Origin of the sequence: Brevundimonas sp. TWP2-1, from assembly GCF_049897645.1 — a bacterium.
Lineage (GTDB): Bacteria > Pseudomonadota > Alphaproteobacteria > Caulobacterales > Caulobacteraceae > Brevundimonas.
Genome location: NZ_JAFCWR010000001.1, coordinates 994,903 through 1,015,094, shown reverse-complemented (window position 1 = coordinate 1,015,094; position 20,192 = coordinate 994,903). Strand labels below are relative to the sequence as shown.

Sequence of the window (20,192 nt, the reverse complement as noted above, 5' to 3'; positions counted from 1 at the left end):
CGCTGAAAAAGACGCCGCCAAGGACGCCCCGAAACGCGAAGTCCTGACGATCTACGTTGCAGAGGACGAGGACGGCATTCGCCTGGACCGCTGGTTCCGCCGCCGCTGGCCGCACCTGTCGAACATCCAGGTGCAGAAGATGGCCCGCAGCGGCCAGATCCGCGTGGACGGCGCCCGCATCAAGCCCGAAGGCCGCCTGACCGCCGGCGCCGCTGTTCGCGTGCCGCCGATCCCCGACGACACCTCGCGCCAGGCCGGGGACATGCACACCCTGTCCGAACAGGACATCCGGTTCGTCAAGTCGCTGGTCCTCTATGAGGACGACATGGTCATTGCGATCAACAAGCCGCACGGCCTGGCGGTGCAGGGTGGGACGAAGACCAGTCGCCACATCGACCGTCTGCTGTCAGCCTGGGGCGAGGGGGTCAACCGGCCGCGGCTGGTCCACCGTCTGGACCGCGACACATCGGGCGTCCTGCTGCTGGGCAAGGGGCCGGAGGCGGCCAAGCGGCTGGCCGGCGCCTTCGCGCGGCGTCAGGCCAAGAAGACCTATTGGGCCATCGTGATCGGCAACCCGAAACCCTATTCGGGCCAGATCGACATGCCGCTGAAGAAGACCGGCATCAACGACTTCGAGATGATGCGCCCGGCCGAGCGTAAGGACCCCAAGGCCGAGCCGGCCGAGACCGCGTTCAGCACCGTCAGCCGCGCCTCGCACCGGGCGTCCTGGATGGCGCTGCGGCCCTTCACCGGACGGACCCACCAACTGCGCGCCCATATGGCGGGGATCGGTCACCCGATCCTGGGCGATCCGAAATACGGCGACGAGAAATCCAAGGAACTATCCGGACCGCTGAAGCTGCAACTGCATGCGCGCAGCATTGAGCTGGATCACCCGCGCGGCGGAACGCTGAAGGTCACGGCGCCGCTCAGCCCCGAGATGAAGGCCGGCTTCGCCCACTTCGGCTTCTCCGAGGACGAGGCGGAGGACGATCCCTTCCTGGGCGTGAAGCGAATCCGGTGACGGCGGTCGGGCAGGCACAGGTCGAGCATGCAAAGGCCTTGGTCGCCGCCGGGCGGCTGGACGAGGCCTTTCAGGTTCTGGCGGGGGTGGTCGCGAAGGCCGATGCGCCGTGGCAGGCCCTGTCGGTCCAGGCCGACTTGCTGAAACGTGCGGGGCGTCTGGCGGACAGCGCGGCTGCCTCCCAGCGACTGGTCGCGGTTCGACCGCACAGCGTGCCGGCGCGGCACAATCTAGCTTCCACCCTGGGCGATCTGGGCCGGGCGGCCGAGGCGGAGGCCGCCTGTCGCGGCGCCATGGCCATCGGCGGGGATGCGCCGGAGACCTGGCTGGTGCTGGCGAGAGCTTTGCAGGCGCAGAGCCGGTTCGATGAGGCCGAAGACGCCTATCGTCAGGCGCTGGCGCGGCGGCCCGGCTATGGCGATGCGCTTAGGGATCTGTGCCAGTTGATCTGGATGCGCGACGCCGATCTTGAGGCCGCCTGCGCGCCGCTGGACATCGCCATCGCTGCATCGCCCGCCGCGCCCATGCCGCGTCAGATCAAGGCGCGGCTGCTGGAATACGCCGGGGAGGCGGAGCGGGCCTATCGCACGCTGGTCGCCGGGCCATTGGATGGGCCGGGGGAGCTGGCGGCGGCGCAGGCGTGCCTGATGCTGGATGCGCGACGCGCCCTGGATCATGCGAACCGGGCGGCGGCGCTGGCCGGCGGCGAGGTCGCGGCGATCATGGTGACCCAGGTCGAGTGTTTACTGGCCTTGGGCGAGGCCGAGGCGGCGCTGGTTCTGATCGAGGCGCTGCGGGCGCGAGAGCCGTTGAACCAGCATGTGCTGGCCTTCCAGGCGACCGCCTGGCGGATGCTGGGCGATGATCGTTATGGCCGGATGTACGACTACGACGCCTTCGTGCGTCCCTATCGGCTGGAGACGCCGCAAGGCTGGGCGTCGCTGGAGGCCTATCTGGTCGATCTGGCCAAGGCGCTGCATGAACTGCACACGCTGAAGACCCATCCGGTGGGGCAGTCATTGCGCGGGGGATCGCAGACCGCCGCCGCGCTGTCCGAGAGCGACGATCCGGCTATCCGGGCCTTCTTCCAAGCCATCGACAGGCCGATCCGCGACTATATGGCGGCGGTTGGTCAGGGCGACGATCCGTTGAGGGCGCGCAATACCGGCGACTATCGCATCCAGGGCAGCTGGTCGGTGCGGTTGCGGCCGAACGGGTTTCACGCCGACCATATTCATTCGAACGGCTGGCTGTCGTCGGCCTGCCATATCGAACTGCCTCCTGCAGTGGCGGGCGAGGGGCGCGAGGGCTGGTTGCGGTTCGGCGCGCCGCCCAGCTTGCCGAACCTTGCAGCCGAACACCATGTGCAGCCCCAGCCGGGGACGCTGGTGCTGTTTCCTTCCTATATGTGGCACGGCACCCAGCCGTTCGGCGGCGAGGCGTCGCGTCTGACGCTGGCTTTCGACGTCGTGCCGGCCTGATTTCAACGGACTTCTGATGACTGACAAGCCCGCCCCGCATCGCCCGCGTTTCGTCGAACAGTCGCCGGACCGAATCTCGCGCTTCTGGAAGGAGGCGGTCGTCGGTCCGCATGCAGACGGCGGCTGGGCCGTGCTGCTGGACGGGCGCACGCCCAAGACGCCGGACAAGGCGGCGCTGGTCCTGCCGACGCAGGCCGCAGCCCAGCTAGTCGCCGACGAATGGGCGGCGCAGGGCAAGTTCCTGGATCCCTCGACCATGCCGGCGACGCGGCTGGCCTCGACCGCAATCGACCGGATCGGTCAGGCGCGCGAGCCGGTGGCGGACGAGATCGCCGCCTACGCCGGATCGGACGTGGTCTGCTACTTGGCCGAACATCCGACGCCGCTGGTCGAGCGCCAGGCGCGAGAATGGGGGCCGTGGCGCGACTGGGCCGCGCGCGAGATGGGCGTGGTGCTGGAGCCTGTGGCCGGCATCGTGCATCGGCCGCAGTCGCCGGACGCCATCGCGCGGGTCAAGGCGCACGCCCTGTCGCTGGATGACTTCCGCCTGACGGGGCTGGCGACGGCCGTGCCGTTGCTGGGGTCGGCGGTGCTGGCCATGGCGGTGGAGCAGGGCGCGCTGGACGGCGGCGCGGCGTTCGACCTGTCGCGGATCGACGAGCTGTTCCAGGAAGACCAGTGGGGTGTGGACGCGGAGGCGGCCGAACGCACAGAGGCGCGCCGCGCCGAGGCGCAGCTGCTGGATCAGTGGTTCAGGGCCCTGGATTAGGGCGCTGAACTCAGGATGCGGAATGGGCGATGAGCATTGCGCGCTCTTCGTTCGTGAGATGACGCCAGCGCCCTTCCGGCAGGTCGCCGAGTTCCAGCGGGCCGATGCGGGTGCGGTACAGGTCCACGACCTCCAGCCCGACCAGTTCGCACATGCGACGGATCTGGCGGTATTTACCCTCATCTAGGATGAACCGCATTCGCTGCGGCCCAATCTGGGTCACGCGGGCGGGCTTAAGCGGCTTGTGGTTCAGTTCCATGCCGTGCCGCAGGCGGCTGAGCTTGCCCTCGGTGATCAAGCCCTCGACGACGACCAGATATTCCTTGTCCAGTTCCGACGCCGGGCCGATCACCGCCTTGGCGACGACGCCGTCCGACGACAGCAGCAACAGACCGCGCGAATCCTCGTCCAGCCGACCGATGGGGGGCAGGGAGGCGTCACGGGCGGGAATCTCGCCCTCGCCGATACGGTTGGGCTTCGTGAGCAGGCGCACGGCGGGAATCTTGCCGGGATCGGGCTGGCCCGAGACGTAACCGACCGGCTTGTGCAGCACCAGGGTCATGCCCGACGCCAGGGCCGCCTGGGCCGTGTCGTTCAGGGTCAGGGTCTCGCCGGGTTGAATCTTGCGGCCCGCATCGCTGATGGTCTCGCCGTCGATGGAGACCAGGCCGTTGGCGATCAGGGTGTCGGCCTCGCGCCGGGAACAGACGCCGGTCTGGCCCAGCCACTTGTTCACGCGAACGGGTTCTTCGCCGTCATAGGTGCGGGTGAAGGCCATGCGATTCCGTCGTCTAGTCGATGTCGCTGTCTAGAGCCGGGCAGGCGCGTGAGCAAGCCAAACGCGGTTTTCAGGATCAGGAAGGCCAGTCTGTTCGAATTGGCAGGTTGATCCTGACGGGATCGCCACTATATCTGACGGCATTCCACAAATGATCCAGAGTGCGGGACGACAGCCGTCGGACCCGTCGATTTTCGTTTTTCTGATCATTGGCGTGGGCGGTTCGACAGCGTCGCTTGTCGAATCTGGATCAGTATTGAAACATTTCAAGGAGACGTCTTGTTCGCTCAAAACAAATCTTCCGCAGGCCCCCGTCGCACCGGTTATAACCGTCCTGTTCCCACCCGTCTGCGCATGGGGCTGGTGATGCGGCGTGACATGGAGTTCGGCGAGCTGGGCGACGTGGAGGGCGCGTTGCGAGCCGAAGGCGTGGGTCTGGCCCCGATCTCGACGGGCGACGCCAGCCTGATCACCGGCGGCGTGACCGTGCTGGCCACTGCGACGGCCAAGGACATCATCGAAGGTCGGTTGAAGGGTTTGGTCGTGCCGGGCGGTTCGACGGACGAGGCGTCGCTGGCGGCGGTCAAGTCGCTGCTGGATCTGGCGCGCGCCAACGCCCTTACGGTCATCGCCTTTGCTGACGGCGTGGCCCTGGCGGCCGAGAGCTTCGGCGTTTCGGCCGAGGCCGATGGCGCGGTGTTCAAGGACGGCGCCGTGACCCTGCTGAGCGACAACGGCGCACTGTCCAAGATCGTTGGCGCGATCGCCTGATCAGACGGCGCGGAACAGCAGGATGAGGTTGTTCGCCGGCATCTGAACCCGCAGCGTGGCCGCAAGGCCATGCGCGCGGGCCAGGGCCTCGACCGTTTCACGGTCGCGTAGACCCCATTCAGCGTTTCGCGCCTTCAGACTGTCGTCGAAGGCGGCGTTCGACGCCGCCAATTCGACTTCGTCCTCGCGATAGGGTCCATAGAGCGCCAATAGACCGCCGGGGCGTCGCAGGACGCGACCTGCCAGATCCATCAGCCCCTCTGTCGCCGACCAGGGGCTGATGTGCGTCATGTTCGCACAATAGATCGCATCGACTGGCCCCTGGGGCCAGGTCGTCGGATCGGCCGCGTCGAGCGCCAGCGGCGGGTTCAGGTTCGCCAGCGCGAGCTGGCGCGTCCAGGCGGTGATGCTGTCGCGCGCCTGTTCGCTGGGGTCGCTGGGCGTCCAGTCCAGGCCAGGCAGTGCGGCGGCGAAGGCGGCGGCGTGTTGGCCCGATCCCGAGGCGATCTCAAGTACGCGTCCGCGCGCCGGCAGATGGGCGCGCAGGACCTGCAGAATCGCCTCCGCATTGCGACGCGCAGCGGGCGAGCTGAGGGCGCCGTCAGGCAGGGCGGAGAGGGAATCCAGCGTTTGCACACGCCCTTCTAGCGCCCGATCGCGCCGCTGACACCTGCGATCTTTTGCCGGAGACACCGGTGGACATCGGCGCTTTCTTGCACGGTTTGACGTGGCGGAAAGACCGGAGCATTTCGCCTGTAACAGTGCGTGATCGTCGCGTGCTGAAGGTCACGACGGCGTCAGATCGTCGGGCCGATTCGCTCAGGAGACGCCCTTGCCCCTTTCCGCCACACCCGGACTCCATCCGGCGCCGACCGCCCATTCCGGCCTCGTCGCCTGGGTCGAGCAGATTGCCGCCCTGACCAAGCCCGCCCGCGTCCACTGGTGCGATGGGTCGCAAGAGGAGAAGGCGGCCATCACCGCCGACTTGCTGGCCAAGGGCACGCTGAAGGCGCTGGATCAGGACAAGCGGCCGGGCTGCTACTATGCCGCGTCCGATCCGCGCGATGTGGCGCGGGTCGAGAGCCGGACCTTCATCTGCTCGGACGACGAGGCCGATGCCGGTCCCACAAACAACTGGGCCGATCCGATCGAGATGCGCGCGCGTCTGGACGGGCTGTTCGATGGCTGCATGGCGGGGCGGACGATGTATGTCGTGCCTTTCTGCATGGGGCCGCTGGGATCGGCCATCAGCGCCCTGGGCGTCGAGATCACTGACAGCGGCTATGTCGCCCTGTCGATGGGGGTGATGACCCGCATGGGCAAGCCGGCGCTGGACCAGTTGGGCGACAGAGGTGTGTTCGTGCCGGCCGTCCATACGCTGGGCGCACCGTTGGTCGAAGGGCAGGCCGACGTGCCCTGGCCCTGCAACGACGACAAGTGGATCGTGCATTTCCCCGAGACGCGGGAAATCTGGTCCTATGGCTCGGGCTATGGCGGCAACGCCCTGTTGGGCAAGAAATGCTACGCCCTGCGCATCGCCTCCATCATGGCCCGCGACGAGGGGTGGCTGGCCGAGCATATGCTGATCCTGAAGCTGACCGATCCGAAGGGGCGCGCGAAATATGTGGCCGCCGCCTTCCCGAGCGCCTGCGGCAAGACCAACCTGGCCATGCTGCAACCCAGCCTGCCGGGCTGGAAGGCCGAGACCATCGGCGACGACATCGCCTGGATGCGCTTCGGCGAGGACGGGCGGCTTTATGCCGTGAACCCCGAGGCCGGCTTTTTCGGCGTCGCGCCGGGCACCAGCCGCAACACCAACCACAATGCGCTGGAGACCCTGGCGACCAACACCATCTTCACCAACACCGCCCTGACGGCGGACGGCGACGTGTGGTGGGAGGGGCTGACCAAGGAGGCTCCGCAGGGCCTGACGAACTGGAAGGGCCAGCCGCACGATCCGGCGTCCGGCGAACCGGCGGCGCATCCCAACGCCCGCTTCGCCGCGCCCGCCAGCCAGTGCCCGGCCATCGCGCCGGAATGGGAAGATCCCAGGGGCGTGCCGATCGACGCCATCCTGTTCGGCGGTCGGCGGGCCAGCGCCGTGCCTCTGGTGACCGAGGCGTTCGATTGGGAGCACGGGGTCTTCATGGGCTCGACCGTGGCGTCCGAAGGCACGGCGGCGGCCGAGAACAAGGTCGGGGAACTGCGCCGCGATCCCTTCGCCATGCTGCCCTTCTGCGGCTACAACATGGGCGATTATTTCGCGCACTGGCTGAAGATGGGGCAGGGGCGCGACGCGTCGAAACTGCCGCGCATCTTCTTCGTCAACTGGTTCAGGAAGGATCAGGACGGGCGGTTCGTCTGGCCCGGATTCGGCGACAATGCGCGCGTGCTGAAATGGATCAGCGAACGGATCGACGGCGAGGCCGAGGCGGTGGACACGGCGGTTGGTCGCGTGCCGTCAGTCGCTGCGCTGGACCTGTCGGGTCTGGATCTAACGCCGGTGCAGCTTTCGATCCTGCTGGACGTGGATGCGGGCGTCTGGGCCGAGGAGGCGGCGCTGATCCCGGACTTCTATCGCCAGTTCGGCGACCGGCTGCCCACCGCCCTGTGGGACCAGCATACGGCCCTGGTCGCGCGCCTGGACGATGCGGGCGCGGCCTCAATGGCGGCGGAATAGGCGCAGGCATCTTGCAATAGGGGCGTCGCGGGTCGATCAGACGGCCCGTGATGTCTCCCCCTCCCATCGTGATCGTCGGCGCCGGCGTGCTTGGCCTGTGCACCGCGTTCGAACTGCATCGGCGCGGCCAGGCGGTGGTGGTGGTCGATCCGGGAGAGGTGAACGCCTCACTGGTCGCGGCGGGGATGATCGCGCCGGCGATGGAATCGGCAATCGACGACGTGTCGCCCGATCATGCCCGGCTGTTCCGGGCGGGGCGCGACCTGTGGCCCGCGTTCGCGGCGGCGGCGGAGATCGTTCTGGCGCATCGACCGGCCGAATGGCGGGGCGGCGACGTAGACGGGATGGAGGCGCGACTGCGTGCGCTGGGCTTCGACGCTCGGCGCGAGGGCGACCGTGTCACGACCGACGAGGATTATCAGGTCGATCCTGCACAGGCGTTGGCGGCGCTGAGGCAGGCGATGGGCGAGGCCGTCATCATAGGGCGGGTGACGGGGATCGTGCGCACCGATCACGGCTGGCGGGTCTCTGTCGGCGACAAGCTGCTGGACGCCGAGGCGGTGGTGCTGGCGACTGGCGCGGGCAAGGCTGTCGCGGGTCTGCCTGAGTCAGCGCGGGTTCTGATCGACGCCATCCAGCCGATCCGGGGACAGATCGGCGTCGCCGCCCGAGATCTGGTGGATCATGTCGTGCGCGGGCCGGGGGCCTATATCGCGCCGATGGCCTCGGGTGCGGTGATCGGGGCGACGATGGAGCCGGGGCGGCGAGACACCGCGCCGGATGCGGAGACGTCAAAACGTCTGACGGAGGCGGCCTGGCGCGTGCTGGATCGGATGCCCGAACCGCTGCACATCGACTGGCGGGCGGGCGTGCGCGGCGCGACGGCGGACGGTCTGCCGCTGGCAGGCGCTGCGCCGGACGAGCAGGGTCTGTTCATGGCCTTGGCGCCGCGTCGGAATGGCTGGCTGCTGGGGCCGCTGGTGAGCGCGGTTGTCGCCGATGCGATCGAGGGGCGGGCGGCCTCGACGGAAGCCCGCGCCCTCGATCCTGGTCGGTTCTAGCCCGCCATCGCGAAGCGGACGGTGAAGTTGACCGTGGCGCCGTCGACGGGTCGGCCGTCCACAGTGCGCGGGTTCATGCGGAAGTCGCGCGTCAGGCTCTGGGCCGCACGACCGAAGCCCTGGCCGCTCGGCGTTTCGCCCACGACACGACAGCCGGTCAGGCCGCCGTCCACGCGAACCATGCAGCTGAGGCTGGCCGAACCCGGCGTGCCGTTCTCCGCTGCACGGGTAGGATAGGCGCGCGCCATCTGCGCCGGCGACGGGCGGCTGGCCCAGGTCGGGTTGTTGATCACAGAGGGCGGGCGCGGCGGGGTCTCGACCGTGGCCGTGCCGCCTTCGACGCCGGTGGGCGCCGTGCTGACGATCACCTGTCCGGGCGGAGCCGTATTGGCTGGGTTCTCGGGCGGCGTCAGGGCGAGCGTCGGCACATCGGCGGGCACGGTCAACACCGGCTTGTGGATCGGCGTCGGCGGGGCTGCCGTGACCGTGGGCGGAAGCGGCTTGGGCTTGGGCGGCGTCTGGAAGAAGACATCAATGGGCTTGTCGGGCTCGGCGGGTTGCGTCATCCCGCTCAACTCGAACCGCTGATTATACAGCGCCACCCCCGCCGCGACGTGCAGGACGACCGAGACGCCGATGGCGCCCAGCATCCAGCGCGGGATGGGTTTCTTGCGTTCCCCGAAGTCGATGGGGCTGATCAAGCCGGGGCCACCGGCGGCACGGATCATCATAACTTCACTCCCTCGTTCACCGCCCCCGCAGCGCCCGTAACTGCAAGTTGAGCGCGCAGGTTGTGGCGGCTTTGCGGCGGAGGTTTCGGGGTTCGACCAATGTCGATCCGTTAACGGCGGCGTTAAGAATTAAGGGTTGGTTAACTACGTTCGCCGACCATCCGCACATGGGCATCGGAGCGATTCCATCGACAGGCGGGGTAGAGGCGGCCATTCGGCGCGCGTCTAACGCTGTGGGCGTGGACTACGACTTTCTGATCAAGACGGCGCGTCGCGAGAGTGCGATGAACCCGTCCGCCAAGGCGCCGACCTCTTCGGCGGCCGGCCTGTTTCAGTTCATCGAACAGACCTGGCTCGGCACCGTCAAACAGCACGGCGCCCAGCACGGCTATGGCCAGTACGCCGACCTGATCCATCGTGGATCGGACGGGCGCTGGCGGGTGGAGGGTTCGGCGCGCAATGTGGTGCTGGACCTGCGTTTCGATCCCCATGCCGCCTCGACCATGGCGGCCGAGCTGACGGCCTCGAATGCGGCCTATCTGCGCGGTCGAACGGGCAAGGAGCCGGGGGCCGGCGATCTTTATGCCGCCCACTTCCTGGGTCCGGCGGGGGCGGCGGGCCTGATGCAGGCGATGGATCGCAATCCGGGGGCCAGCGCCGTCGCCATGTTCCCCGAGGCCGCGCGGGCCAATCGCAGCATCTTCTATCGCAGCGGACGCGCCGCCACCGTCGCCGAGGTTCACGCGAATCTGCAACGCACGGCGGGCGAGGGCGCGCCGGCTGCCGGGACGGGCGAAACCAAGTATTCTGTCCCCAATCTGAGCGACAAGGATCAGATGCTGGCGGCGCGGATGGATCGGCTGAAGCAGGATCAGGGGCTGCTGGCCCTGCTGCTTGGTCAGGACGGATCCTCCGGCAGTGGTTTCGGCGGCGCTTTCTCGCCGAATGGCAAACAATCGACCTGAGTCGTTGCATTGCAACCGATGGTAAACCAGCCGTTAAGCATGGCAGTCTCATTCTGGGATCCACGCCCGATTCCATGACGAGCCGTCCATGATCGCCTTCCGCGCACGCCTCACAGAAGTGGATATTCGACGCCTCATCAAGGCGACGGACGACGATGAACGGGCCGAGGCGGCGCACAAGCTGTGCCGCAACATGGAACGCGCCGACCTTGACGAGGACGACCGGGCCGCGGCGCAGAAAATCCTGCGTCTGCTGGCCAATGACGCCGCCGAACTGGTGCGACGCGCCATGGCCGTCACGCTGAAGGCGTCGGACCTGATCCCCAATGATGTGGCACGCAAGCTGGCCGGCGATCTGGACAGCATCGCCCTGCCGATCATCGCCGCCTCTCCGGCCTTCAGCGACGAGGATCTGATCGAGATCGTGCGCGCCGGCTCTGTCGTGCGTCAGGTCGCGGTGGCGGGGCGGTCGCGCGTGTCGCGCGATGTCGCGACCGTGCTGGCCGAGGAAGGCTGCGAACAGGCGGTTCGCACTGTGGCGGCCAACGACAACGCCGACCTGTCGGAAGCCGCGCTGGCGGCCGTGGTCGATCGCTTCGCCGAGGCGCCAGAGGTATTGACGGCCGTGGCCTATCGCCAGGTCCTGCCGATGAGCGTGACTGAGCGCCTGATCCAGCTGGCCAGCGACGCGGTGCGCGAGCATCTGATCAGCCGCCACGCCGTCGCGCCGGAAACCGCCATCCGTCTGGCTCAATATGCGCGCGAGCGCACGACTGTCGATCTGGTCGATCAGGCTGCCGTCAGTTCGGATCTGGCCGCTTTCATGACCCATCTGAACGCGCGTCGCGTCCTGAACGCCTCGCTGCTGTTGCGCGGGCTGGCGCGCGGTCAGATGGCGATGTTCGAACACGGCCTGGCCGAACTGGCCAACACGCCCCATCACCGCGCCTGGCTTATGGTACATGACGCGGGGCCGCTGGGGCTGAAGGCCATCTATGACCGGGCGGGCTTGCCGCCGCGCCTGTTCCAGGCCTTCCGCGCGGGGGTCGATACCTGGAGGATGCTGGCGTCCGAGGGGATCGACACGTCCAGCGCCTATTTCCGCGAGCAGATGCTGGAACGGTTCCTGACCCAGCGCCCCAATGTCCAGCGAGACGACCTGGCCTATCTGATGGAACGGCTGGATCAGTCGCCGTCTCCGGCGCTGTCCGCCGCCAACGCCGCATAAAAAGAGGCCCGCCATTCGGCGGGCCTTTCGCATCATGGCTGAGGGGGGACGTTTCAGCCTGCGAGATGGTCTGCGACGCGCGCTTCCAGGGTTTCGGCCAGGGCGCGGCCGGTGGGGTGTTCGTCCGTCTTGATCTGGTCGCGGACCACGGCGCGGATGGCGTCGATGTGGGCGTCCAGTACGACAACCGGCGCGGTCATGCGACGATCGGCGTCGTCCAGCATCTTGCACAGCGAACCGGCGATGCGCGTCACCAGCGGGTATTCGTAGGTCGTTCCCAGACCCTTCAAGTCATGGGCGCGGAAATACAGGGCTTCGGCAGTGGTTGGATTGTAGCCCTGTTCGCGAATGTCGGCCTGGGCCTTGTCCAGCTTAACGATTTCGTCGTTCAGCCACTGGCCGAATTGGGCCGACATGGCCTTCAACGCCTCTTCGGCGCGGGCGATGGCGTCGGCGTTGATGCCGAAACCGCCGCCGACCTTCATGCGCAGGGCGTTCGTCGGGGGGGTGATTTGCGCCGGATTGCTCATGGCGGGCTCCATAGGACTTTGACGGCAAAGTACGGGATCGAGCTTAAGAACCCGTGACCGGATCAGTTGGCGAACTGTTCGGCCATCACGCGTTCGTCGAACGAACGTCCGGCGTCGAACAGCATGGTCAGGCTGAGGTCGCGCCGTTCGCGCACCTCGACGCGGGCGACGCGCCTGACCTCGAAGTTGTCGGCGGTGGCCGAGACCGGGCGTTTGTCGGCCTCCAGAACCTCGAACCGCACCTTGGCGCCATGCGACAACAGGGCGCCGCGCCAGCGACGGGGCCGAAACGCGCTGATCGGCGTCAGGGCCAGGATGCGGGCGTCCAGCGGAATGATCGGGCCATGCGCCGAAAGGTTATAGGCGGTCGATCCCGCCGGCGTCGCCACCAGGCAGCCGTCACAGGACAGTTCTTCCAGCCGCACGCGGTCGTCGACCGTGATCCGCAGCTTTGCGCTCTGGCGCGTCTGACGCAGCAGCGAGACCTCGTTGATGGCCAGGCCGGTATGGACCTCGCCGCTCTCGGTCCAGGCGTCCATCTGCAGCGGATGGATGACGGTGCGTTCGGCGGCGGCGATTCGCTCCAGCAGGCCGTCCTCCTCATAGTCGTTCATCAGGAAGCCGACCGAACCGCGGTTCATGCCGTAAACGGGGGTGCGTCCGCGCAGATTGCCATGCAGCGTCTCAAGCATCTGGCCGTCGCCGCCCAAGGCGACGATAACGTCCGCCTGGGCCTCGGGCACTGCGCCATAACGCGCGATCAGGGCCTTGCGCGCCTCCTGGGCTTCAGGCCGGTCGCTGGCGACGAAGGCCAAGGATGGCGAGGCCGGAATGGGAGAGGATCGAGGCTGGGTCACGGCGGGACGTGAGCCGAGCTTGACGGCGAAGTCAAACGATCGCGGGCTTTTCCATTATCTGGCGGAAGGCGCGCGAGGCGGAATGGGCGTTCATCGGCGTCGCCGTCCAGCCGCCGTCGGCAGGCAGGCCGCCTGACAGCTTGCGCACCTCGACCAGCAATGAGGCGAAGACCGCCTTGTCCACGCCTACGGCGATACAGGCCAGATAGAGGGGTTCGGCGGTCGGGGCGCGCACGGCTTGATGCACCTGTGCGTCGCTGAAACCGCCCAAGGCCGCCAGGGCTTGTTCGAACAGTTCGAACCTCTGCTCGCGCAGCGCTCTGATCAGCAGGCCGGGACGTAGCTGACCGGCGGCCTGAAGCTTGTCGACGAGGCGGCGCTCCATCTCGCTGCGTTCGCGTTCCTCGACCAGCCGACTGGTCGTGGCCACGCGCCACTCGGGACTGCCCACGGCCTTGGCGGCGGCCTGCTGGACGGCGGCGTTCAACTGGGCGTCGTCGATGCGGAAGCGTTCGCCGATCGACTGGCGCAGGGCCTGGCCGACCCATTGGTAGAGCTGCTGGGCCAGTTGTTCGTTCAAGCGGGGGTGACGCGTCAGAGGCGCGCGCAGGCCGGCGACGCGCCGCGAATGATCGACCAGCTTTCGCATGGCGTCTTCGCTGATGTCCGCCGAACGATTCGACGCCAGGGCCGTCATGGTCACGGCCTCGCCCCGGTCGATGATCGTGTCCGCCACGGGCCGGGACAGCTGGGGCCGGCGCGCAACGGCGATCTGATGCTCCAGCGTCGCCTCGATCAGCAGCCGGATCAGATCGGTGTCCTTCAGCAGCGGGCTGGAGGTGATGACCGGCCGGGCGATCTCGATCTCGTCCAGCGCCAGCATGTTGATCAGGGCGGGCGGCGCCCAATCGACGCGGGCGATACGCTCGGACAGGGCCAGACGAATGTCCCTCTCGGCCTGGGCGGCCAGGGTCAGGAAAATGTCGCTGAGCAGCGGTCCGACCTCGGCTGGCGGACGCGTGGCTTCACAAAGGGAGGTGACCTTCAGTAGCAGGCGCTGGCGGTCTTCCGCCGAGCGGCTTTGCGCCAGGGTCAGAAGTTGGGAAACGGTCCGGTCGTCCCAGGCGTCGCGGGGCGGCTCCAATTGAACGACAGACACAGCGGCTCCCCGAACCGACGACGATGCTTAACCATAAGGCGCGGTCGTGAAGACGGCGTTAAGCAAAGCTAACGACTGCCTGATGACGCGGCGTCAACATCAGTCATGGCGGGTTGACGGCGCACGCGGGCAGGGCGACGGTTTCTCAAAGCCCGTTCAGAGGCAGGAGGAAACCATGGCGGACGGAACGAGTCCCTCGATCAAATCGCGCGTGTCCGAGGCCGAATGGCAGGTCCGCGTCGAGCTGGCAGCCCTGTATCGGCTGGTCGCTTTGCACGGTTGGGACGACATGATCTTCACCCATATCTCGGCGCGTGTGCCGGGGCCCGAGCATCATTTCCTGATCAATCCCTATGGCTTCTATTTCGATGAGATCACGGCCTCGTCGCTGGTGAAGGTCGATCTGGAAGGGAACATCGTCCAGGACACGACCCACTTCATCAATCCGGCGGGCTTCACCATCCACTCCGCCGTCCATGCCGCGCGCGATGACGCCAAGTTCGTCATCCACCTGCACACCGTGAACGGCGTCGGCGTGGCGGCCCAGGCCGAAGGTTTGCTGCCGATCAGCCAGAACGCGTGTTTACTACAGTATCAGGTTGCGTATCATGGGTACGAGGGGTTGGCCCTGAACCATGACGAACGCGAACGTCTGGTAGCCGACCTGGGGGACAAACCGCTGATGCTGCTGCGAAACCACGGCACGCTGGCGGTCGGGGAAACGGCGGCTCAGGCATGGATCGGCATCTTCTTTCTGGAGAGGGCCTGCGCGCAGCAGGTCGCGGCCCTGTCGGGCGGGCGTCAGCACATTCTGCTGGCCCCCGACGAGGCGCAGGCGGAAACCAAGGAACAGGGGCGGGGCATTGGCTTCATCTCCTCCCTGGCTTGGCCGGGCGCCCTGCGTCAGCTGGACCGCAAGTCGCCGGGCTACGACGCCTAGGTCTCGCCGGGGCTGCGGCGGTGTTGGCGCTAGGTGCGCTGACGCCCGCTCCGGCCTTCGCCGGCGCCTGGGTTCAGCCCAAAGGCAAGGGGCAGGCGATCGTCAAATATGAGCGGCTGAGCGCCGATAGCGGTTTCGACGCCTCTGGCGAGGAGCGCGACCTGCCCGGCGAACGGCGCGACGCGGCGCTGGGCCTGTTCGCCGAATACGGCGCATCGGACCGGCTGACCCTGCAGTTGAAGGCCGACTGGCAGGACGGCGAGGACGCCTTCGTCGATTACAACGGGCGCGGCCCCATCGAGATCGGCGCGACCTGGCAGGTCTGGCGCGACGACCGCAACGCCGTCAGCCTATATGGCGGCTACACCTGGGCCGGGGAGGGGCGCAACGCCGGCTATGCCCAGCCGGGCGTCGGCGAGCACGATTGGGAGGCGCGGGTGTCGGTCGGCCGATCCCTGGGCGAAATGGGCGCGCGCTGGGGCATGGACGGATCGTTCGTCGAGCTTCAGGCCGCGCGGCGCCTGCGCGACGGCCTGCCGGACGAGACGCGCATCGACGCCACGGCGGGCGCGCGGATCGGTCGCGACTGGATGGTGCTGGGCCAGGCGTTCGGCGGGGCGGCGGACGGCGGGTCGCGCTGGCTATCGCTGGAAACCTCGGTGGTGCGCGATTTCGGGGGCTGGAGCGTGCAGGCCGGATGGAGACAAACCGTCGCAGGCCGAGAGGCCGCAATCGCCCGTGGGCCTGTCCTGGCGATGTGGCGTCGTTTTTAGGGGAAGATTTCTGCGACGGAAAATGTGATCCGCCACGTTACTGATACGTAACATTGCGCGCACTTCATTACCCGGTAATGCATGCGGCGTCCCCCTGACCGAGAGACCCCCGCGTGATCAAACGTCACTTCTTCCTCATCGCCGCAGCCGTTCTACTGGGGCTGATGGTCGTCGCCGCCATCGTCAAGATCACCACCGGAGACGAAAAGTCCGCCCAAGGGCCGGGCGCCGCAGGCGGCCGACGTGGCGGACAGGAGGTGTCGCAGGCCGTCGTGGGCCAGCGTCAGTTTTCGGACCAGATTCGGGTGCTGGGCGTGGCGCGCGGGCAGCGGTCGGTGAACATCACCTCCTCGACCACCGAACTGATCACGCGCGTTCTGTTCGCCGACGGCCAGCTGGTGTCGGCCGGCGCGCCCCTGGTCGAGCTTCAGGCGCGCGAGGAAGACGCCGCCATCATCGAGGCCCGCGCCAACGTCAATCAGGCCCAGCGGGAATATGATCGCTACAAGGCCCTGGCCGACCGGGGCATCGCGCCCCAGGTGATGCTGGAACAGGCCGAGACGGGGCTGGAGACCGCCCAAGCTTCGCTTGAGGCCGCACAGGCGCGACGCGGCGACCGCGTTATCCGCGCGCCGTTCGCGGGCCGCATGGGTCTGACGACGGTGACGGCGGGCACGCTGATCAATCCGGGCGCGGTGATCGCGACCCTGGACGACACCTCGACCATTCGCGTCGATTTTCCCCTGCCGGAACGCTACCTGAACCTGCTTCAGCCCGGCGCCCAACTGACGGCGACGGCGGACGCCTATGGCGACGAACCCTTCCAGGGCCGGATCGCCCTGATCGACACCCGCGTCAACGAAACGACCCGCGCCGCTACGGCCCGCGCCGAGTTCGCCAATCCCGGCGGCCGCATCCGCCCCGGCATGCTGCTGCGCGTCGTGGTTCAGCAGGGCCAGCGCCAGGCGGCGGCTGCCCCGGAATCGGCCGTTCAATATGAGGGCGCCGGCGCCTTCGTCTATCGCATTGCGCCCGGCCAGAACGGCTCGACCGCCCAGCGCGTCGAGGTCGAGGCCGGCGCCGTCGAAAACGGCTTCGTCGAAATCCTGTCGGGCATCGAACCCGGCGACCGTATCGTGGGTTCAGGCCTGAACCGCATCCAGCCGGGCGCGCCGGTCAGCGTCGCGGGCGCAGATCGCAAGTCGGCTGCCGACCGCAAGTCGGGCGCCGCCCAATGATGCTGTCCGACGTTTCGGTCCGGCGGCCCGTCTTCGCGGCCGTCGCCGCTATCGTGCTGTGCGTTATCGGCGCGGCGGCCTTCTTCTTCCTGCCTGTTCGCGAACTGCCGGACGTCGATCCGCCCATCGTCTCGGTCAACACCACCTATGCCGGGGCCTCGGCCGAGGTGATCGAGAGCCGGATCACCGAGCCTGTCGAACAGCAGATCGCCGGCATCCAGGGCGTCGAGCGCATTAACTCGACCAGCCGCGACGGCCGTTCGAACGTGAACATCGAGTTCTCGCTGGACCGCAACATCGACGACGCCGCCAACGACGTGCGCGACCGCGTCAGTCGCGTGGTCGGACGCCTGCCGGACCAGGCTGACCCGCCGGAAGTGGCCAAGGCCGATTCCGACAGCCAGCCGATCATCATCGTCTTCCTGCGCTCGACCAGCATGAACAGGCTTCAGCTGACCGACTACGCCGACCGGTATCTGGTCGATCGGATGGCGACCGTGCCCGGCGTGGCCCAGGTCAACATCTATGGCGAGCAGCGCTATTCGATGCGGCTCTGGCTGGATTCCGCCGCCATGGCTGCGCGCGGCCTGACGGTCAACGACGTCGAGACGGCCCTGACCAACCAGAACGTCGAACTGCCCGCCGGTTCGCTGGAATCCACGGACAAGGACTACACCGTCCGCGTGGCGCGCACCTACGCCCTGCCGGAAGACTTCCGACAATTGCCCATCGGCACCGCCGGTTCGGCCTCGGCCTCGGCGTCCGTCGCCACAGGGACGGGCAGCGGCTCGTCGGCCATTATTCAAGGCCAGCCGACCTACGTCACCCGTCTGGGCGACGTCGCCCGCGTCGAGGAGGCGCCGGAGGAGGATCGTCGCCTGTTCCGCGGCAACGGCATGGACCAGATCGGCTTGGCTGTGACACGTCAGGCCCAGTCGAACGACCTCGCCATCTCCGACGGCGTCCATGAGATGATCGACGAAATCCGGCCGACTCTGCCGCCGGGCGTGACGATCGAGATCGGGTCGGACAACTCGGTCTTCACCTCGCACGCCATCGACGAGGTCTGGATCACCATCGGCATCTCCATGGCCCTGGTGGCCCTGGTCAACTTTATTTTCCTGGGCAGTCTGCGGGCGGCGCTTATTCCGTCCATCGTGGCGCCCATCTGCCTGCTGGCGACCTTCATCGTCCTGGCGCCGCTCGGCTTCTCGCTGAACCTTCTGACTCTGCTGGCTCTGGTGCTGGCCATTGGCCTGGTGGTGGATGACGCCATCGTCGTGGTCGAGAACATCCAGCGTCGTCTGGACCTGGGCGAGCCGCCTCTGGTCGCGGCGGAACGCGGCGCGCGTCAGGTCTTCTTCGCCGTCGTGGCCACGACTATCGTGCTGCTGTCGGTGTTCGCGCCTCTGCTGTTCCTGCCGGGATATGTCGGGCGACTGTTCGTCGAACTGGCGGCGGCCATCGCGGCCGCCGTGGCCTTCTCCGCCTTCCTTGCGCTCAGCCTGTCGCCGATGCTGGCGTCCAAGATTCTGAAACCAGCGCACGGCGGCGGCTGGGTCGCGCGTCGGGTGGACTGGGGCATGGATCGGCTGAAGCGCTCCTATGCGCGATCGCTGGACATGATGCTGGGCCGGCGGATAGCGGTGATCGGCGTCGGCGCCCTGATCCTGCTGGTAGCGGCGGGGGCGGGCGGCATCTTCCTGACCCTGCCCAACGAACTGGTGCCGGACGAGGATCGTGGCCGGGTGACGGTGCGCGTCGCCGGCCCCGAGGGCGCCGGTTTTGACTATACCCGCAAGATCATGCTGGGGCTGGAACCTCTGCTGGCTGAATACAAGGCGAACGGCGAGGCCGACAGCTATCTGGTCTCCGCGCCGGGCTTCGGCGGCGGCAGCTTCAACTCCGGCAACGCCGTCCTGACCCTTGCCGACTGGTCCATGCGCGACCGGACGGCGGCCGAGATCGCCCAGGAACTGAACGGCAAGTTGCGCGGGCAGACGGACGCCCAGGTCAATGCCTCGACCCCCGGCGCCTTCCAACGCGGGGGCGGCAACTCCAACTCCATCGAGCTGATCGCCACGGGCACCGACTACCAGCAGATCTACAACTGGCTTCAACCGATGTTGGCGGCGGCCCAGGCCAATCCCGGCTTCTCGCGTCCGCGCCTGAACTATGAGCCGAACTCGCCGCGCCTGCTGGTCGATGTCGATCCGCAGAAGGCGGCGGCGCTGGGCGTGTCGTCCCAGTCCATCGGTCGCACGCTGGAGACCATGTTCGGATCGCGTACCGCCACCACCTACATCAAGGGCGGGCAGGAATACGATGTCATCCTGCAAACCGAGCGCGACAACCGGCGTGAGGTCGCGGACCTGGAGGCCCTGTATGTCGCAACCGGTGGCGGGCAACTGGTGCCGCTGTCGGCCGTGGTCACCACCAAGACCAGCGGTGACACGCCGGACCGTCGCCGTCTGGATCGTCAGCGGTCGATCTCGTTGCAGGCCGACCTGAACCCCGGCACCACCATCGACGACGCCATCCAGTTCCTCGGCGCCGAGGCGGCCAAACAGCCCCAGGGCGGTGTCGTCACTCAGTGGGGCGGCGCGGCCCGCGACCAGCAGGAGGCGGGCGGAGCGGTGTTCGCGGCCTTCGGACTGGCGCTGTTGCTGGTCTTCCTGGTGCTGGCGGCCCAGTTCGAAAGCTGGATCACGCCGGCGGTCATCATGCTGACGGTTCCGCTGGCGGCGGCGGGCGGGCTGTTCGGCCTGCTGATGGCCGGGTCCAGCCTGAACATCTACAGCCAGATCGGACTGATTATTCTGATCGGGGTCGCGGCCAAGAACGGCATTCTGATCGTCGAGTTCGCCAACCAGCTGCGCGACCAGGGCCGGTCGATCCGCGAGGCGATCATCGAGTCGTCGTCCTTGCGTCTGCGGCCGATCATCATGACCTCGATCGCTACCGCCTTCGGCGCCTTGCCGCTGGTGCTGTGGCAGGGCGCCGGCGCCGGCAGCCGTCAGACGATCGGCGTGGTGATCTTCACCGGCGCCATCTTCGCCACCGTCCTGACCTTGTTCGTGGTGCCCGTGATCTATGGCGTCCTAGCCCGCTTCACCAAGTCGCCGGAATGGACCTCGCGCAAGATCGAGGAATGGGAAGCCCAGGAAATGCGCGAAGGCGGACCCAAGGAACTGCCGGAAGGCTGAT

18 protein-coding genes are annotated in these 20,192 nt (G+C 67.5%); 12 read left to right on the top strand and 6 right to left on the bottom strand.

The genetic code is table 11. The features are described 5' to 3' along the window. Nucleotides 1–43: 43 nt before the first annotated feature. Genes ACP7BH_RS05115 through ACP7BH_RS05105 form a run of 3 tightly spaced genes read left to right on the top strand, consistent with a single transcriptional unit; the run spans nucleotide 44 to nucleotide 3,274 of the window. Nucleotides 44–1,024, top strand: coding sequence for an RluA family pseudouridine synthase (locus ACP7BH_RS05115; protein ID WP_425984791.1), 981 nt, complete (start codon nucleotides 44–46; stop codon nucleotides 1,022–1,024). Further along, complete coding sequence (locus ACP7BH_RS05110; RefSeq protein WP_425983148.1) at nucleotides 1,021–2,505, top strand: putative 2OG-Fe(II) oxygenase; 1,485 nt, start codon at nucleotides 1,021–1,023, stop codon at nucleotides 2,503–2,505. The genes ACP7BH_RS05115 and ACP7BH_RS05110 overlap by 4 nt, the downstream gene beginning before the upstream one ends. A gap of 16 nt (nucleotides 2,506–2,521) precedes the next feature. Further along, entirely contained in the window at nucleotides 2,522–3,274 is a 753-nt protein-coding gene (locus ACP7BH_RS05105; protein ID WP_425983150.1) for an ATP12 family chaperone protein, read from the top strand. A gap of 10 nt (nucleotides 3,275–3,284) precedes the next feature. On the opposite strand, the gene ACP7BH_RS05100 is transcribed toward ACP7BH_RS05105, so the two are convergent. Then, nucleotides 3,285–4,052 carry a pseudouridine synthase gene (locus tag ACP7BH_RS05100; protein WP_425983152.1) on the bottom strand — a complete coding sequence of 256 codons (768 nt, stop codon included), beginning with the start codon at nucleotides 4,050–4,052 and terminating at the stop codon, nucleotides 3,285–3,287. Between the two features lie 366 nt (nucleotides 4,053–4,418). On the opposite strand from ACP7BH_RS05100, the gene ACP7BH_RS05095 reads away from it, so the two are divergent. Next, a complete protein-coding gene (locus ACP7BH_RS05095; RefSeq protein WP_425983153.1) occupies nucleotides 4,419–4,823 on the top strand; it encodes a hypothetical protein in 405 nt (134 codons plus the stop codon). Here ACP7BH_RS05095 and ACP7BH_RS05090 read toward each other — a convergent pair whose 3' ends face one another. Beyond that, nucleotides 4,824–5,459, bottom strand: coding sequence for a DUF938 domain-containing protein (locus ACP7BH_RS05090; RefSeq protein WP_425983155.1), 636 nt, complete (start codon nucleotides 5,457–5,459; stop codon nucleotides 4,824–4,826). 196 nt (nucleotides 5,460–5,655) lie between these two features. Between ACP7BH_RS05090 and ACP7BH_RS05085 the strand changes: the two genes are divergently transcribed. Beyond that, the gene (locus ACP7BH_RS05085) at nucleotides 5,656–7,503 is read left to right on the top strand and encodes a phosphoenolpyruvate carboxykinase (GTP) (RefSeq protein ID WP_425983157.1); all 1,848 of its coding nucleotides are present in this window, start codon (nucleotides 5,656–5,658) and stop codon (nucleotides 7,501–7,503) included. A 50-nt stretch (nucleotides 7,504–7,553) separates the two neighbouring features. Next, nucleotides 7,554–8,564 carry an NAD(P)/FAD-dependent oxidoreductase gene (locus ACP7BH_RS05080; protein WP_425983159.1) on the top strand — a complete coding sequence of 337 codons (1,011 nt, stop codon included), beginning with the start codon at nucleotides 7,554–7,556 and terminating at the stop codon, nucleotides 8,562–8,564. Here ACP7BH_RS05080 and ACP7BH_RS05075 read toward each other — a convergent pair. After that, nucleotides 8,561–9,295: a TonB family protein gene (locus ACP7BH_RS05075; RefSeq protein WP_425983161.1), complete on the bottom strand. Its 735-nt coding sequence runs from the start codon at nucleotides 9,293–9,295 to the stop codon at nucleotides 8,561–8,563. The genes ACP7BH_RS05080 and ACP7BH_RS05075 overlap by 4 nt on opposite strands. A gap of 167 nt (nucleotides 9,296–9,462) precedes the next feature. On the opposite strand from ACP7BH_RS05075, the gene ACP7BH_RS05070 reads away from it, so the two are divergent. Both ACP7BH_RS05070 and ACP7BH_RS05065 read left to right on the top strand, forming a co-directional pair. After that, nucleotides 9,463–10,260: a transglycosylase SLT domain-containing protein gene (locus ACP7BH_RS05070; protein ID WP_425983163.1), complete on the top strand. Its 798-nt coding sequence runs from the start codon at nucleotides 9,463–9,465 to the stop codon at nucleotides 10,258–10,260. 88 nt (nucleotides 10,261–10,348) lie between these two features. Then, on the top strand, nucleotides 10,349–11,488 hold the full coding sequence (locus ACP7BH_RS05065; protein WP_425983165.1) for a DUF2336 domain-containing protein: 1,140 nt from the start codon (nucleotides 10,349–10,351) through the stop codon (nucleotides 11,486–11,488). 53 nt (nucleotides 11,489–11,541) lie between these two features. Here the strand turns inward: ACP7BH_RS05065 and ACP7BH_RS05060 are convergent, their stop codons facing one another. The 3 genes from ACP7BH_RS05060 to ACP7BH_RS05050 all read right to left on the bottom strand — a co-directional run bounded on the left by ACP7BH_RS05060 (nucleotide 11,542) and on the right by ACP7BH_RS05050 (nucleotide 14,034). Continuing rightward, nucleotides 11,542–12,018 (bottom strand): Hpt domain-containing protein, encoded by a 477-nt coding sequence (locus ACP7BH_RS05060; RefSeq protein WP_167762575.1) that lies wholly within the window; start codon nucleotides 12,016–12,018, stop codon nucleotides 11,542–11,544. A 62-nt stretch (nucleotides 12,019–12,080) separates the two neighbouring features. Next, nucleotides 12,081–12,833 carry an NAD kinase gene (locus ACP7BH_RS05055; protein WP_425983167.1) on the bottom strand — a complete coding sequence of 251 codons (753 nt, stop codon included), beginning with the start codon at nucleotides 12,831–12,833 and terminating at the stop codon, nucleotides 12,081–12,083. A gap of 73 nt (nucleotides 12,834–12,906) precedes the next feature. Then, nucleotides 12,907–14,034, bottom strand: coding sequence for a DUF2336 domain-containing protein (locus ACP7BH_RS05050; RefSeq protein ID WP_425983169.1), 1,128 nt, complete (start codon nucleotides 14,032–14,034; stop codon nucleotides 12,907–12,909). Nucleotides 14,035–14,209: 175 nt separating this feature from the next. On the opposite strand from ACP7BH_RS05050, the gene ACP7BH_RS05045 reads away from it, so the two are divergent. The 4 genes from ACP7BH_RS05045 (at nucleotide 14,210) to ACP7BH_RS05030 (ending at nucleotide 20,191) form a co-directional block, all read left to right on the top strand. After that, nucleotides 14,210–14,974: a class II aldolase/adducin family protein gene (locus ACP7BH_RS05045; protein WP_425983171.1), complete on the top strand. Its 765-nt coding sequence runs from the start codon at nucleotides 14,210–14,212 to the stop codon at nucleotides 14,972–14,974. Between the two features lie 20 nt (nucleotides 14,975–14,994). Next, nucleotides 14,995–15,747 carry a hypothetical protein gene (locus ACP7BH_RS05040; protein ID WP_425983173.1) on the top strand — a complete coding sequence of 251 codons (753 nt, stop codon included), beginning with the start codon at nucleotides 14,995–14,997 and terminating at the stop codon, nucleotides 15,745–15,747. A 113-nt stretch (nucleotides 15,748–15,860) separates the two neighbouring features. After that, on the top strand, nucleotides 15,861–16,985 hold the full coding sequence (locus tag ACP7BH_RS05035) for an efflux RND transporter periplasmic adaptor subunit (protein WP_425983175.1): 1,125 nt from the start codon (nucleotides 15,861–15,863) through the stop codon (nucleotides 16,983–16,985). Continuing rightward, nucleotides 16,985–20,191 carry an efflux RND transporter permease subunit gene (locus ACP7BH_RS05030; protein ID WP_425984793.1) on the top strand — a complete coding sequence of 1,069 codons (3,207 nt, stop codon included), beginning with the start codon at nucleotides 16,985–16,987 and terminating at the stop codon, nucleotides 20,189–20,191. The genes ACP7BH_RS05035 and ACP7BH_RS05030 overlap by 1 nt, the downstream gene beginning before the upstream one ends. Nucleotide 20,192 lies beyond the last annotated feature (1 nt).